This is a genomic window from Paenibacillus sp. sgz302115 (genome assembly GCF_056120445.1).
Map to the genome: position 1 here is coordinate 439,544 of NZ_JBVYOK010000002.1, position 15,954 is coordinate 455,497.

Consider the following 15,954-nt stretch of genomic DNA (forward strand, 5'->3'; position numbering starts at 1 on the left):
GGAGTACTTAATCTTGTTTTAAGACAGACGGACAAGCACCCGTCCTCTTGTGCCCGACTTAAGAATATCCTCTAGCGCAGTTGGTAGTTCGGACAAGGGAATCTCGCGGTCTACAAGGGCTTCGAGTGAATCCGGCTTCAGATCCGTAGCCATCCGCTCCCAAATTTTCATCCGCAGCTCCATCGGACAGGAGACGGAATCAATGCCAAGCAGGCTTACGCCACGCAGAATAAAAGGAAGCACAGTCGTCGGAACCGCTGTTCCGGCGGTTAGACCGCTGGCTGCAACCGAACCGCCATAGGCGATTTTGCTCAGCACCGCCGCAAGCGGAGCTCCGCCCACAGAATCAACAGCCGCCTGCCAAAGCTGCTTGTCGAGCGGCTTGCCTGCACCTCCGCTAACGTCCTCGCGGGAGAGGACCTCGGCTGCGCCCAAAGCCTGCAAATAACCGGCTTCCTCTGTTCTGCCGGTGCTGGCCGCCACGTGGTAGCCTTTCTTGGCGAGCATTGCGACTGCCGAGCCGCCGACGCCGCCGGTCGCACCGGTAACGAGCACCTTGCCTTTATCCGGTGCGGCCCCGTGATCCTCCAGCGCCTGAATGGATAAGGCGGCGGTGAAGCCGGCTGTGCCGTAGATCATCGCCTCCCGCAGCGTAAGCCCTTCCGGCAGAGGGACGACCCATTCCGCAGGTATCCGTGCGTATTCGCTGAAGCCGCCGTAATGGGACACGCCGATGCCGTAGCTGGTGGCGATTACTGACTGTCCTTCGTGGAAGCGCGGATCGGCAGAGGATACAACGGTTCCCGACAAATCAATTCCCGGAATAAAGGGATAATTGCGCAGGATGTTTCCGTTCGGGATGCTCGCTAATCCGTCCTTATAGTTCACACTGGAATAGGCAACCTGGATTAATACTTCTCCGGCAGGCAATTCCGCTAACGTTACAGGCTTAACTGCAACGGAAAAGGTCTCGGATTTGTCCACGACCAAAGCTTGAAAATGTTCTGGCATAACAGATTCTCCTTTTAACGGCTATAATATTTGTAGCTAAGTTATATAATATTTATTCTGACCGGTCAACTTTTTATTGTCCGTGATATAATATACATTATTTCTTTAAAAAGTGGAGGCCTTATGGTTCGTTACAAGAAATCCGAGGAGAAACGCAAACAGATTCTATTCGCTGCTTTTCAGGCATTATCCGAGCTTGGATATGATTCCGTGACCCTGCAGACGATTGCTGATCATGCAGGAGTCAGCAAGGGGGTTGTGCATTATTATTTTGACAATAAAGAAGCGGTGCTTGTGGAGCTGCTGGAATGGCTGACCGGCAAAATATCTGCCAAAGAGCAGGCGGCGGTACAGGAGCAGCAGACAGCAGCCGGGAAGCTGACTGCGTACATCGACTCCGTTTTTGCCGGACCGGCGAAGAACCGTTCTTTTTACCGGGTGTACCTGGATTTCCTGTCCAGAGCGAGCCGGATTCCGGTGTACCGGGAGATTAACCAGCGTTTCTACGACAACTGCGCACGGATAAGCACGGAGGTGCTGATAGCGGGCCAGCAGGAGGGCATCTTCCCCAAAGAGCTGTCCCCGGACACCACTGCGCCCGTGATCCGCGCGATTATCGACGGCTGCCTGATACAGTGGCTGATGACCGACAATGACGATTTGCATGCTGTATTTAAGGAATCTTGTTTTGCCGCGGTTATGAAAGTGCTGAGTGTGCAGGTTGGCTGCTAGAGATACGATTATGTATAAATTGTGAACTGTAGTATATTGAACATAGAACGGTCTGATGAAAGGGGCTTGCTCTATGTCAATTGCGACAACGATGATTATCCGTCTGGAAATCCGCAAGTCGGTTGCGGCCTTTGGCGATGTGGTGTCGAAGCTGGCAGCCGTCGGAGGTGATATTGTGGCCATAGACGTGATCCGTGCAGGTAAGGATGTGACGACACGGGATATTACGGTTAATGTCCAGGATGCCGCAAACGAAAAGATTGTCACGGTACTCGCGGCTATGACGGGGATTAAGGTAATCAATGTATCGGACCGGACCTTTCTGGCGCACATCGGCGGGAAAATTGAAGTTACACCCAAGATGCCGATCAAAAACCGTGAGGACCTGTCACTGGTATACACGCCCGGTGTGGCCCGCGTATGTATGGCGATTGCCGAGGACCCGGGGAAAGCCTACTCGCTTACGATGAAAAGAAATACAGTGGCTGTTGTTACCGATGGAACCGCTGTGCTGGGTCTGGGTGATATCGGACCGGAGGCGGCAATGCCGGTGATGGAGGGCAAGGCAATGCTGTTCAAGCAATTGGCCGATATCGATGCTTTTCCCCTGTGTCTGAATACCAAAGATCCGGAGGAAATCATCCGTATTGTGAAAGCGGTTTCTGCTGGTTTTGGCGGGATTAATCTTGAAGATATCAGCTCACCACGCTGCTTTGAAATTGAGCGGCGGCTGTCTGCCGAGCTGGATATTCCAGTATTTCATGACGATCAGCACGGGACTGCGGTTGTCGCTTTGGCCGGTCTATTAAATGCCCTCAAAGTGGTGAACAAAGCTATAGAGACATGCCGAATCGTCGTTGTCGGCGTTGGAGCTGCGGGGGTTTCCATCTGCCGTTTGCTGCTGGCGGCGGGGGCGCGGAAGATTTATGCCGTTGACCGGGAGGGTATTCTCAGCAGTAGGCAAGCTTACGATAATGCCGAGTGGAGCTGGCTAGCCGGGGCAACCAACCCCGAAGGGCTGACAGGAGGGTTGACCGAAGCTATTCGGGAGGCAGATGTGTTCATTGGAGTTTCCAGCGGTGGCATATTGAGTATCAGTCAGCTCCAGAGCATGGCGAAGGGCAACATTGTGTTTGCCATGGCCAACCCCATCCCCGAGATTGAACCGGAGCTGGCTGAACCTTATGTCCGTGTGCTGGCAACCGGAAGAAGCGATTATATGAACCAGATCAATAATGTGCTGTGTTTTCCGGGTATTTTTCGCGGTGCACTGGATTGCCGGGCGAAGGAGGTAAATCTGGAAATGAAGCTGGCAGCAGCGCAAGCGATCGCCTCGGTTGTCCACCCGGACGAACTGAATGAGCAGTATATCATCCCGAGTATTTTTAACGAAAAGGTGGTTGAACAGGTGCGCAAGGCTGTCATTCATGCTGCAATTGCAACGGATGTGGCCCGGCGGATTCCACCGGATATATCCGAATGAACCTATAAACAGATAAGACAAATGAACCTGCGGCCACCCGGCTTGCGGGTCTTTGCTTTTCAATGCTTCCCGCTGACGGAACAGCAAAGTGAAAAGTGTCGCTGTACCTTTGGAACTTGAAAATATACAATGGGCTGTAACTATTGCATTCTAGGGGGTGGAGCCATGTACAGCAGAATTCATATACTGGGAGCTTCGGGAGCTGGAACAAGTACACTGGGTCGGGCTTTAGCGGACAGGCTGCCATATGCGCATTTGGATAGTGACGATTATTTTTGGAAGCATAAATATACGGAGCAAACGGAAATCTCAGAGAGGCTAAGCAGAATCAAGCATGATTTGGACACTCGGGAGCCGTGGATTTTGTCCGGTGCAGTTTGCGGATGGGGAGATGAGCTGCGTTCCAGATTTGACCTGGTGGTGTTTCTAGGGATTCCGCAGGAGATCCGCCTGGAGCGCTTGAGAGCAAGGGAGTACGGGCGGTATGGGAAGGAGATTCTGCCGGGTGGAAGCCAGTTTGAGGCTACGCAGGTTTTTATGGAATGGGCGGCTTTATATGAGACGGCAGGGCCAGAGGTGAGAAGCCGGGTGCTGCATGAGGAATGGATGTCCGGCCTTGAGTGTCCTGTGCTGAGGCTGGAAGAGGATTTGACCGTTGAGGAGCGCGTTCAGGCGGTGCTGAAGGAAATGACTGTCCCTTTGTAAACACAGTGCAATTTGAAGACACACAGTCGATAGGAGCTTAGTTATGAACACGAGTAGAATGATGGTTTCGGAAGGCATTGCCGAAGGAAAAGCACTGGCCGACATTGAAGACGTGCAAATCACTGCTGTGAATACAGGCGGGGCTTAAGCGGATGATTATCGGGCTGGTCAGACACTTCAGAGTAGCAGCCCCTCCGAAGCAGGCTTGGATGTCAGGTGCGCAGTTTAATGAGTGGGTTTCACAGTATGAAGCCGCGGAAATCCGGCAGGCAGTAGAGTATATGAGCAGCGAGCATGTATGGGCGCGTTGCCTATGCAGTGATCAGTCCAGGGCCATAAGCACCGCCCGTTTGATCTATGCAGGGGAGATTCTTTTCACATCGAAACTGAGAGAAGTCAGAATTGCCGCCGTACCATTGGGAGGGTGTAGGCTTCCCACAGCCTGCTGGTTGGTGCTAGGCCGCATAGTGTGGATCTTTGGACATCACTCACAGCCGGAGAACAGGCATTCTGTAATTGGCCGAGTCAAAGAGGTTGTCGACGCCCTCGAATCCGAGCAGGAACTGGGGAATGTGCTGGCCGTCAGCCATGGCGCTTTTATGAAACTGCTGGATCGGGAACTGCGCCGTAGAGGCTACAAGGGGAAGCGGATGATTAATCCGCGAAATGGACAGCTATATGTCTATGAGAAGAATGAGCCGAACCAGACCAACCAGAAAGCGAGACGAACATAAATGGTAAACATTAGAGAAATCGAAGCGGATTCACTAGCCGCATTGAACATGCTGTACGAAGAGCTTACGGGCAGACTTACAGATCCCCAGAAGCTGGAGACGGCGTTTCAGATGATCAAGGCGGACAGCCGTTACATATTGTTGGGCGCTTTTGTAGAGGGGGAACTGCTGGGTTCAATGATGGGCATTGTCTGTCAGGATCTCGTCGGCGATTGCCGGCCGTTTATGGTGATAGAAAATGTGGTCGTCTCCTCCCGGGCGCGCCGTCAGGGGCTAGGCAAAAAGCTGATGACCGCCCTTGAAGAGATCGCTCACGAAAGAGATTGCTATTATATCATCTTTGTTTCCGGTGAGAAACGGAAGGAAGCGCATGTCTTTTATGAGGCAATGGGCTACCGTGAGGAGAAAGTGGAGGGCTACCGCAAGCATTTAAGCTCACATTAACACGCCTGCAACTCGTATACTACGGACGGTGGTGTTTTACTTCTGGTATTATGGTGTCCGCACAAAATGTGTGTGTAATCACGGCTACCGGTTCCTTGTACAGGTTAGAATAATGGGGCATTCCCGGAGGGTTTTCAGGTGAAAATTGGAAGATATACATTTAGGCTGCGAACAACAATTACGTTGATGATCTGTGCAGTGCTTGTTTTAATGCTGCTGGTGGTCTATGTGCTATTTGGGATGAAGGTATCCTCGCAGACTCAAGCCGCGCTGGAGCAAAAGGCAGTCACCTTGTCCCGTACGCTGTCCCGCACACCGCTGATTATTGAAGCATTAACCAAATCGCATACCTCACCCGAATTGCAAAGCTACACTGAGGACATTCGGACTTTAAACCATGTGGAATTTGTGGTCGTCATGAATATGAAGGCAATCCGTTTGTCCCATCCGGACAAGGAGAAAATCGGGAAGCATTTCAGCGGCGGCGATGAAGCGGCAGTTCTGCAGGGACAGGAGAGCATATCTGAAGCCGAGGGATCTATGGGTGCGTCCGTGAGAGCGTTCTCGCCTGTATTCGCCGCAAGCGGGGAGCAGGTTGGGGCGGTGGCGGTAGGAATCTCACTGGGGAATGTTAAGCTTGCTGTAAAAGAGAATGAGAGTATCCTGTATTGGGGCATTCTTGTCGGCAGTGTGATCGGCGCTGCGGGAGCATTCCTGCTGGCCCGTACCATCAAAAAGATGATGTTCGGCATGGAGCCTGCGGCCATTGCCAAGCTTCTTGAGGAGCGCAGCTCCATGCTTCAATCCGTGCGGGAGGGAATCATTGCCGTTGATCAGAACTCACGCATCACCTTGATCAATACGGAAGCCAAGCGGTTGCTTGCTGCAATGGGCCTGCAGGAGGAACCGCTTAATCAGCCAGTGGAGAAATATTGGCCCCTGCTGCGGATGAATCATGTGCTTGAGACCGGTGAAGCCAGCCAGGATCTGGAGGTGGAGCATAACGGGGTCACTTTACTTGCAAACGTTGTGCCTATCCGCGTTAACGGGGCAGTAGAGGGTGCAATAGCCACGTTCCGCGACAAGACGGAAATCGGTCTGCTGATGGAACGGCTCACAGGCATCTCCCAGTATGCCGAAGCCTTGCGTGCACAGGCGCATGAGTTCATGAATAAGCTGCATGTCATCCTGGGATTAACACATATGCGCCGGTATGATCGTCTGGAGGAGTACATTACCAGTACGGTTACAACCACACAGACGGAGATGGGTGCCGTTGTCAGACAAATAAAAGACCCTGTAATGGCCGGATTCCTGCTGGGCAAGCTGAGCCGGGCCAGAGAAGCAGGCATTCGGCTGGTGCTGCTTGAGGATGGAGTACTGCCGGAGCCAAGCGACCCGGAAAGAACCCGCCAGCTTATCACGATTGTGGGCAATCTGCTGGATAACGCGATGGAAGCGCCCGAAGGGACAGGAAGCAAATGTATTCACGTCGGTTTTCAGTTTCAGGATAATACGCTTATTGTAACAGTCAGTGATAACGGTAGCGGCGTATCTCCTGAGAGTGAGCCATTTATATTTCATCAGGGCTATTCGACAAAAGGAAATGACCGGGGCATCGGCTTGTACCTGGTTGAGAGGAGTCTTAAAATATTGGGCGGAACGATTGTTTGCGAGACAGGCAAAGGAGAAGGAACCCGGTTCACAGTTAGTTTACCCTATCAAGCAAAGAGTGATGGACAATGATAAACGTACTGATCGTGGAAGACGATCCGATGGTAGCCGAGATGAACAAATTTTACGTAGAGCAAGTGGAGGGCTTCCGCTGTGCGGGCTGGGCCAAATCTGCGGATGAGGCCATGATTCAATTGGCGGAGCGGCCCTTTGAGCTGATCCTGCTGGATATTTACATGAAGGAGAGCAACGGGCTTGAGCTGCTGTCATCTATCCGCCGGAGCAGTATCCGAATAGATGTAATTGTCATTTCAGCCGCCAGCGATAAAAACAGCATCAGAGATGCGCTCCAGAACGGTGCTGTAGATTACCTGATCAAGCCGTTTGAGTTCGAACGCTTGCGTGCAGCGCTGTCGGCTTACAAGGAGCAGTATTTTCTGTTTCGCAGCCAGGATTCCCTGGACCAGTCTGAGCTGGATAAGCTGACCGGCTACAGGAAAGGGGATTTTGCGGCCCAGGAATTATCCAAGGGCTTTACCCGCAATACGCTTCGGGCCGTCTGGAAAGCAGTGGAGACCTGCAATACAGCAAGCTTCTCCACCGAAGAAATTGCGGCGCTATCCGGAATTTCGCGTGTTTCGGTCGGCAAATACCTTGCCGGACTGGTGGACATGGGGGCCCTTGATTGTGATGTGACCTATGGCACCGTAGGCAGACCCGTGCAGCGCTACCGGATATCTCCCCGGGGCAGCTCCGTCATTTCTAAATTCATATAGTCTTAGCGCCGCAGACCGTCAATTCCTGACTTTAGGGGATTGGCGGTTTTTCGTATTCATTTTTGGTAGCGCTTACTTTAATAATTTACATAATTCAATCAATATTTACTTAAAAACAAAAGCGCTTACATTTACGCTACTATAGGGCTGTAGACGAAATTAGGAGGTAATGCATAATGCAAAAAGTGGTTCAACCCCCTGCCGCGGAAAGGGACACAAGCACGTCCTTTGCGGCAAACGAAGGATTTCTGCAGAAGCTGAAACAACTAAAGGTAGGTGTCATTCCCCTTCCGCTTTACGTAATTATAGCTCTTATTATTTATGCATCAGCAGTAACAGGGAACCTTCCCAATGACATGATCGGCGGATTTGCAGTAATTATGGTTCTGGGAATCCTGCTGAGTGACCTGGGCTTCAAGCTTCCGATTCTCAAAAGCATCGGCGGCCCCGCTATCCTGGCTCTGATGGTTCCATCGTTTATGGTGTTCTGGAATGTAATCAGCCCGGACGCAATCGCCTCAGTCAAAACATTGATGAAAACCTCAAACTTCCTGTACCTGTACATCTCCTGTCTGGTAGCCGGCAGTATACTGGGCATGAATCGGAAGACCCTGATCAACGGTGTTGTGAGAATTTTCATTCCGATGGTGGTCGGGACCGTAGCTGCCATAGGAGCGGGTATCGCCGTTGGACTGATGTTCGGCTACAGTCTGCATCACACGATCTTTTACATTATTGTTCCAATCATCTGCGGGGGGATCGGCGAAGGCATTCTTCCGCTGTCCATTGCTTACTCCCAGATTATTGGAGGGGAATCGGGAGCTGTCGTTGCCCAAATGATTCCGGCTGCCATTATCGGGAATATTGTAGCGATCATTGGTGCCGGACTGCTTAAGAAGCTGGGTGAAAAGAAACCATCCTACTCAGGCAACGGCATGCTGGTGAAGGAGAAGGATGGAGAGAAGCTTGGCGGAGGAAGCTATGAGGATAAGCCGGTGGTATTCCCGCTCATGGGAGCCGGATTATTGGTGGCCTGCGGATTATTCATCTTTGGCAGCCTTGCTTCGAAGGTTGTAGGCATTCCCGGTCCTATCCTGATGATCTTCACTGCGGCGTTGATTAAATGCTTCAAGGCAATGCCGGAAAAAATTGAGCAAGGCGCGTTCCAAATGTACAAATTCGTCTCCACGAGTCTGACCTGGCCGCTGATGGTGGGGCTTGGCATGCTGTACGTACCGCTTAATGACGTGGCTGCCATCATTTCCATTCCATATATTCTGACCTGTGCGGCGGTTATTGTAGCGATGATTATCTCCGGTTTCTATGTCGGCAAGCTCATTCGCATGTATCCGGTTGAAGCTGCCATTGTGACAGGCTGCCGGGGTGGACTGGGCGGAACCGGTGACGTGGCAATCCTGTCTGCTGCCGGACGTATGGAGCTGATGCCTTTCGCCCAGATCTCCACACGCATTGGAGGAGCAGTTACGGTTATACTTGCGACGCTGCTGCTATCGGTGTGGCATTAACAATTATTAGCAGGAAAAAGTGCTTTTTACGGAGGATAAGAGGAGATGTTGTGTCCATTAATGATCTGAAGCACATCAGTATCCCGATTAGGATTTTATATCCTTGCTAGAGTACTTTTTTCAGTGATATGATTCAAATTATTGAAACGGAATGAAAGAAACGCATTTCAGTTAGCAGGAGGAAAAATGATGACAATTATGGATGAAGTTATGGATGAAGTTATGGGGCTGCATCTCGGAGGCAAACTTTCAACCGGGCTGAAAAACCCGATTCAGTCGATGGAGGATCTCTCCAAAGTGTATACGCCTGGTGTCGCCAGAGTATGCCAAGCCATCGCTGGAAATGAAGATTTGGCCTATGAATATACAATCAAGAAGAATATGGTTGCTGTTGTCAGCGATGGCACCGCCGTGCTTGGTCTCGGCGACATTGGTCCAAAGGCGGCCATGCCGGTTATGGAGGGCAAAGCTGCGCTGTTCAAACAATTCGCCGGCGTGGATGCTTTTCCAATCTGCCTGGACTCGAAGGACACGGAAGAGATTATTACCATTATCAAAGCGCTCGCGCCTACATTCGGCGGCATTAATCTGGAGGATATCTCCTCCCCGCGCTGCTTCGAGATCGAAGCAAGGTTGAAGAAGGAGCTGGATATTCCGGTCTTTCACGATGATCAGCACGGGACGGCAATCGTAGTGCTGGCGGGAATTCTGAATGCGCTCAAGGTCTGCAAGAAAGACATCAAAACCGCGAAGATCGTAGTGAACGGTATTGGAGCAGCCGGTATAGCCGTATCCAAGATGCTGCTGCATGCCGGAGCCGTGAATCTGATCGGTGTGGACCGTCAGGGGGCGATCAGCCGGACTGCCCGATACGACAAGACGCATTGGAGTGAATTTGCACAGATTACGAATCCGAATCTGGAAACGGGCCCGCTGTCTGAAGTTATAAAAGGCGCGGATGTCTTTATCGGAGTTTCTGCACCGGGAATCCTGAAGCTCAGCGATGTGCAAAGTATGGCCGCTGACCCGATTGTATTTGCGATGGCGAATCCTACACCTGAGATTGACCCTGAAATTGCTGCGCCTTACGTCAAGGTGATGGCAACCGGACGCTCCGATTATCCGAACCAGATTAATAACGTCCTTTGCTTTCCGGGAATATTCCGCGGAGCGCTTGACTGCGGGGCTACGGAGATCAATGAGGATATGAAGCTGGCGGCAGCCGAAGCAATCTCTTCAGTAATTCCTGCAAGCGAGCTGCGAACAGACTATATTATGCCCGATGCGTTCGACACACGTGTAGTAGAGCGTATCCGTGAAGCTGTGATCCGGGCTGCGGTCAATAGCGGTGTGGCGAGAATAATTAAATAGAGACTCCAGTCAGCTTAGATAAATAGAGAGAATACAAAAAATATAAAATGATGTCGGTGATTAAATAGGGGGCAAAGTATGAAGTCAGCGAAGAGTGTATACCGTTTTGATGAAGGTTCTTTATCGATGAAGGCTTTGCTTGGGGGAAAAGGGGCCAATTTGGCGGAGATGACCAGACTTGGCCTTCCCATCCCTGCCGGATTTACGGTTACTACGGAAGTCTGTGCAAGGTATCAGGCCAGCGGCAACCTGTCCGAAGAGACATTTGAGGAGATTTGCGCCGTACTCAGCGATTTGGAGAATAAGCAGTCGGCATGGTTTGGACACTCCGACAGTCCATTGCTGGTGTCTGTCCGTTCAGGCTCGGTAACGTCGATGCCGGGAATGATGGACACGATTCTGAACTTGGGTCTGAACGATTTCACGGTTCAAGGACTTGCCAAGCAAACAGGCAACGAAAGATTTGCATACGATTGCTACCGCAGGTTCATCCAAATGTTCGGAGAAGTGGTACTGGGCATCCCGGCCCTTCATTTTGAGCATGCCCTTGAGCAAATGAAGAAAGATGAGAACTGCACCAGTGATCAGGAGGTAAATGCGGAGCAATGGAAAAAGCTTGTTCTGCGTTACCACTGGCTGGTTGAAGCACAGACAGGCAAGGCGTTTCCGCAGGATGTATATGTGCAGCTCAGAATGGCGGTTGGCGCAGTATTCAAAAGCTGGAACAATGTCCGCGCCAAAGTGTACCGGAAATTATACAATATTCCTAATGAGCAGGGAACGGCTGTCACTGTACAGGCTATGGTGTTCGGCAACCGGGGCGATGACTCTGGGACAGGCGTGCTTTTCACAAGAAACCCTTCCACTGGCGACAAAGAAATATACGGTGAATATTTAATGAATGCCCAGGGAGAGGATGTAGTGGCCGGAGTCCGCACACCGCGCAGTATTATTGAGCTGAAGGAGGATTTGCCGGAGATCTATGCCCAGCTGGCTGCTGTTGCAGAACAATTGGAAGCGCATTATCTGGATATGCAGGATATTGAATTTACCGTCGAGAACCGACAATTGTATGTGCTGCAGACCCGCAGCGGCAAACGTACCGCACAAGCTGCGGTTAAAATCGCTGTCGCTTTGGTTGAAGAGGGACTTCTGACGAAGGAAGAGGCGGTTAGCCGGATTGAAGCGGGACATCTGGATCAGCTGCTGCACCGCTCAATTGACCGGCAGGCGCAGCTTCAGGTTATTGCCACAGGTCTGCCGGCTTCGCCTGGAGCGGCATCCGGTGTCATCGCGCTGGATGCGCAAACTGCGGAAAGCTTAGCGCGTGATGGGAAGAAAGCCCTTCTGGTCAGTCTGGAAACCTCCCCTGAGGACATTCAAGGCATTCTTGCTGCCCAGGGGATATTGACCGGAAGAGGAGGAATGACCAGCCACGCAGCGGTTGTAGCCAGAGGTATGGGCAAGCCTTGCGTCTGTGGCTGCGACGGCTTGTCCATAGATCTGGAGCATCGCTCAGTGACTGTAGGCGGTGTAACCTTCAATGAAGGAGACAGCCTTTCCATTGATGGAGCAACAGGCCAGGTTTTCTCAGGGATTGTATCCCTTACGGAGCCGGAGATTACACCGGAGCTGCTGACGCTGCTGGAATACGCCGACGAGATCCGTGAGCTGAAAATATACAGCAATGCCGATACACCCGCAGACGCCGCTAAAGCGCGTGAATGGGGTGCAGAAGGGATCGGTCTATGCCGGACGGAGCATATGTTTTTCTCGGATATCCGGCTGCCGGTTGTGCAAGCTATGATTCTTGCGGGCAGCAAGGAGGAGAGAATTCAAGAGCTGAGCAAAATCATGCCTATGCAGCAAGCGGACTTCGAGGCGATCTTCGAAGCGATGGCTGGATTGCCGGTGACAATCCGATTGCTGGACCCTCCACTGCATGAGTTTTTGCCTAATCAGGAGCATCTGGTGAAGCAGATCCGTGAATTGGAGACCGCAGGGGCAGGGGCTGATGATGAGCGCGAGCGGCTTAAGGCTACTCTGGCCAAAGTCCGTACTCTCCAGGAGCGCAATCCAATGCTGGGGCTTCGAGGCTGCCGTCTTGGCATTCTTTTTCCGGAAATATACGATATGCAGATTGAAGCGATCTTCAAAGCGGCCAAGGCGGTTCTTGGGAGAAGAATCGAGGTACGCCCGGACATTATGATTCCTTTGGTGGGGAATGCTAATGAGCTTCAGACCCTTAGAAAACTGGTGGATGATGTGGCAAGGCAAGTGCTTTTTGGAGAGCATAAGGACCTTCAGTATAAGGTTGGAACCATGATTGAAGTGCCAAGAGCGGCAATCGTTGCCGATAAAATTGCTGAACATGCGGATTTCTTCTCCTTCGGCACCAACGATCTGACCCAGATGACCTTCGGCTACAGCCGGGACGATGCGGAAGAGAAATTCTTGAACAGCTATCTGGAACAGCAGATTTTGCCGTCCAATCCGTTTCAAAGTCTGGATGAAGAAGGCGTAGGCGAGCTTATTAAATGGGCTGTAGCCAAGGGCAAGTCGAAGAAATCCTTCCTCAAGACCGGAATTTGCGGTGAGCATGGCGGAGATATGCAGTCCATCGTCTTTTGCCAGCAGGCCGGGCTTGATTATATCAGCTGCTCCCCGTATAGAGTTCCTTATGCCCGGATTGCGGCTGCGCAGGCAGTGCTTGCTTCCCGGAAAGCGGAAGTGCAATGATGACGCCGCAGGAGATTTATGTCTGCTCTGATTCTGTCGGGGAAACCGGGGATACGGTTGTAAAAGCGGCTTTGCGGCAGTTTGACATTCGGGCAGTGGGGATCAAGCATTTCCGGCGTATCTCAAGCGAGGAGGAAATCCGGGAAATTGTGGAGCTTGCCGCACTGTCGCAATCCATCATTGTGTACACCCTTGTGGAGACGTCACTGCGGGAGGCCATTCAGCTTCAGAGCGCGTATCATCATGTTCAAGCCGTAGACATTATGGGACCTGTCATTGAAGCCATCAGTGGCGCTTTTCATAATCCTCCGCTGCTTAGACCTGGCCGCCGCCATGAGCTGGATGCAGCGTATTACAGCAGAATTGAAGCGATAGAGTTCGCTGTAAAATATGATGACGGGCGTGACGCGCGCGGAATAGGGCTGGCAGATATTGTGCTCATTGGCGTGTCGAGAACCTCCAAAACACCGCTTAGCATGTATCTGGCATATAAAGGCTACAAGGTGGCCAACTGGCCGTTAACCCTGCATGCCCCGACGCCTCCAGAGATGATGAAGATCCCGCGGAATCGTATATTCGGGCTGACGATGGATATGGAAGCACTGATTAGAATCCGTACAGAGCGGCTGCGGGCGCTTGGCCTGGGTACGCATGCAGGCTATGCCTCCGAGCTGCAGGTACTTGAGGAATCTATCCATGCAGATAGCCTTATGAAGCAGCTCGGCTGCGCAGTAATTGATGTGACAAACAAATCCATTGAGGAATCGGCCGGACTGATCCTCGAATCCATTCAGTAATACACGCACTCTATATGCCAAAAGACAGCATTCGCCCGTGTGGAGCAGATGCTGTCTTTTGCTTTTCGTATGTTGTGTTCGATAGCTATTTCCGTTGAACTATAGATTTTCATATGGGGGGCTGGTTGTCACTGCGGGGAATGTTTGGACTTCCGGCCGCTGCCCGTCTTCAAATTTCTTGATTTATATCGCTCTTAGCGGATGAAATTTGAAGACAAAGGCGGACGCTAGCGCTCCGTAAGTATCCAAACTTCCCCTCCGTCACTTCGGCCCTTTTATATTTTCTTTAGTTCAACTGATATGACCATCTCGGCAGTAGAAGTCAGCTTCCCGTGCTTTTATAATGTCTGACGCCAATGCGCCAGATCAGCAGGGAAAAGCCCAAAAAAGCAGCTCCTGCAGGGAGCGCCATAAGCCCCAGCCATTTCGGATATCCCCAGCCGCAAATGGTGGCTGCGGGATAGAAGCTGATGAACAGGATAGGCAGCACGAAGCTGAACATGGACTTCAGCGCCTTCGGCATGTACGGCTCCGGGCAGCGGGTAATTTGATAGCTGGCATTGGTCAGGATATAGATCCAGTCCAGGCCTTTGATGGTAAAGAAGGCGAGCCCCGAGGTAAGCACGAACACTCCGCAGTACAAGAGGCAGCCTCCTGCCAGCGCCATAAGCAGAATTCCAATTTTCGCGGGAGTAAGGGAAACGCCAAGCTCCGCGAGCGCCCAGAAGACTGCGCAGATTCCTGTAATGGGGCGGACCGCACGGTGAAGATGAAACCGTGAGGCTGCAACCTGGACGAACAAAGAACGGGGGCGGAGCAGCAGCCTGTCGAAGTCACCCGAACGCAGCATCTGCCACGGGAAATAATCAAAGCCGCGGCAGAAGCTCTCCGCGAGTCCGAAGGAGGCTATCGCCAGGGCATAGACCAGAATAATATGCGCGACGGTCCACTCCCCGATGTTGCCAAAGCGGGAGAAGAGAAGCACTGTAGAGATTGGGTCCGAGATGACAACAACAAGCACCTGGATCAGCATCAGCCACCAGCCCTTGTATTCCATGCCAGACAGCAGATGCATCCGCAAATATTTGAAATAGATTTTGCCTTCGGCGATCATTTTTCCGCTCAACCTCCCTGCACGATGATGCTTTTTAATTTATGGTTCATGATGAACCGTCCAGCCACAATGAAGATGGCACTCCACAGCATTTGCATGCCAATTCCGGGCAGGGCCTCTGAGGGGGGAAGACTGCCCACGTATAACTGCAACGGGATATCGGCGAATCCGCCAAAAGGCTGGAGATAAAGAAAGGTCTGCATAAAATCGGGCCAAAGCCTGAGCGGAAGATATGTGCCGGATAAAATACCGCTGACCAGCAGCAGAATATACGTTGGTCCGTCGCCCCATGTTACATTTAGACGTATGGCGGTCACGAACATGGCAAAAGCGGAGCACAGAACAAAAGCCATCACAACCGATAAAAGGAAATATAAAAAGCCAAGGACAGAAGCAGGTCTGCCCAGTGCGTATCCGGCAGGCATCAATAGTCCGACAGCAATGGTTGCCAGGCTGCGGACCCAGGAGGTTCCAAGCTTGCCTGCCGAGCTTTTGACGAACCAGTGCGTATACAGATTCATCGGGCGGCACAGCTCCACGCCAACATCTCCGTTGTTGATTTTGCCCATAATCTCGCTGTCAATGCTCATCGTCTGCAGCACAAACAGCGCTTGGGCCAGCCACACATAGGATATTGTTTGCGTGAGGCTTAAGCCGTTGTTATTCCACGCCCCGTTGTCGCTGTATGTATAAAACACGGTAAACAGCACGCATTCCAGCAATCCCCAGAACACGCTGACGAACACACCTGATATCGCGGAGACACGGTACTGCAGCCCTTCGGCCATACGAATGCGGAAAAGCGAGCCGCAGGCCCTGCAGGTATTTCTGAAGTTCATTTCGTACCC

14 protein-coding genes are annotated in these 15,954 nt (G+C 51.8%); 11 read left to right on the top strand and 3 right to left on the bottom strand.

The features are described from left to right. Positions 1-18: 18 nt before the first annotated feature. Entirely contained in the window at positions 19-1,011 is a 993-nt protein-coding gene (locus tag AC0LWN_RS07550) for an acrylyl-CoA reductase family protein (RefSeq protein ID WP_474663948.1), read from the bottom strand. A gap of 123 nt (positions 1,012-1,134) precedes the next feature. On the opposite strand from AC0LWN_RS07550, the gene AC0LWN_RS07555 reads away from it, so the two are divergent. From AC0LWN_RS07555 to AC0LWN_RS07605, 11 genes are all read left to right on the top strand, one after another. Further along, positions 1,135-1,743 (top strand): TetR/AcrR family transcriptional regulator, encoded by a 609-nt coding sequence (locus AC0LWN_RS07555; protein WP_474663949.1) that lies wholly within the window; start codon positions 1,135-1,137, stop codon positions 1,741-1,743. Positions 1,744-1,816: 73 nt separating this feature from the next. Continuing rightward, positions 1,817-3,226 (top strand): NAD-dependent malic enzyme, encoded by a 1,410-nt coding sequence (locus tag AC0LWN_RS07560; protein WP_474663950.1) that lies wholly within the window; start codon positions 1,817-1,819, stop codon positions 3,224-3,226. A 165-nt stretch (positions 3,227-3,391) separates the two neighbouring features. Then, positions 3,392-3,931, top strand: coding sequence for an AAA family ATPase (locus tag AC0LWN_RS07565; protein WP_474663951.1), 540 nt, complete (start codon positions 3,392-3,394; stop codon positions 3,929-3,931). 152 nt (positions 3,932-4,083) lie between these two features. After that, a complete protein-coding gene (locus AC0LWN_RS07570) occupies positions 4,084-4,665 on the top strand; it encodes a histidine phosphatase family protein (RefSeq protein ID WP_474663952.1) in 582 nt (193 codons plus the stop codon). Continuing rightward, positions 4,666-5,109, top strand: a complete 444-nt coding sequence (locus tag AC0LWN_RS07575; RefSeq protein WP_474663953.1) for a GNAT family N-acetyltransferase — start codon at positions 4,666-4,668, stop codon at positions 5,107-5,109. It abuts the gene before it with no gap. Positions 5,110-5,247: 138 nt separating this feature from the next. Continuing rightward, on the top strand, positions 5,248-6,855 hold the full coding sequence (gene dcuS, locus AC0LWN_RS07580) for a DcuS/MalK family sensor histidine kinase (RefSeq protein ID WP_474663954.1): 1,608 nt from the start codon (positions 5,248-5,250) through the stop codon (positions 6,853-6,855). Then, complete coding sequence (locus AC0LWN_RS07585; RefSeq protein WP_474663955.1) at positions 6,852-7,559, top strand: response regulator; 708 nt, start codon at positions 6,852-6,854, stop codon at positions 7,557-7,559. The genes dcuS and AC0LWN_RS07585 overlap by 4 nt, the downstream gene beginning before the upstream one ends. A gap of 176 nt (positions 7,560-7,735) precedes the next feature. Next, positions 7,736-9,085, top strand: coding sequence for a 2-hydroxycarboxylate transporter family protein (locus AC0LWN_RS07590; RefSeq protein ID WP_474663956.1), 1,350 nt, complete (start codon positions 7,736-7,738; stop codon positions 9,083-9,085). 186 nt (positions 9,086-9,271) lie between these two features. Then, positions 9,272-10,456: an NAD(P)-dependent malic enzyme gene (locus tag AC0LWN_RS07595; RefSeq protein ID WP_474663957.1), complete on the top strand. Its 1,185-nt coding sequence runs from the start codon at positions 9,272-9,274 to the stop codon at positions 10,454-10,456. Positions 10,457-10,534: 78 nt separating this feature from the next. Beyond that, complete coding sequence (ppdK, locus tag AC0LWN_RS07600; protein ID WP_474663958.1) at positions 10,535-13,195, top strand: pyruvate, phosphate dikinase; 2,661 nt, start codon at positions 10,535-10,537, stop codon at positions 13,193-13,195. Further along, on the top strand, positions 13,192-13,992 hold the full coding sequence (locus AC0LWN_RS07605; RefSeq protein WP_474663959.1) for a pyruvate, water dikinase regulatory protein: 801 nt from the start codon (positions 13,192-13,194) through the stop codon (positions 13,990-13,992). Before ppdK ends, AC0LWN_RS07605 begins: the two co-directional genes overlap by 4 nt. A 322-nt stretch (positions 13,993-14,314) precedes the next feature. Here AC0LWN_RS07605 and AC0LWN_RS07610 read toward each other — a convergent pair whose 3' ends face one another. Together AC0LWN_RS07610 and AC0LWN_RS07615 are read right to left on the bottom strand one after the other, a co-directional pair. Beyond that, complete coding sequence (locus AC0LWN_RS07610) at positions 14,315-15,118, bottom strand: ABC transporter permease (protein WP_474663960.1); 804 nt, start codon at positions 15,116-15,118, stop codon at positions 14,315-14,317. After that, positions 15,115-15,945 (bottom strand): ABC transporter permease, encoded by an 831-nt coding sequence (locus AC0LWN_RS07615; protein ID WP_474663961.1) that lies wholly within the window; start codon positions 15,943-15,945, stop codon positions 15,115-15,117. Before AC0LWN_RS07615 ends, AC0LWN_RS07610 begins: the two co-directional genes overlap by 4 nt. Between the last annotated feature and the right edge of the window lie 9 nt (positions 15,946-15,954).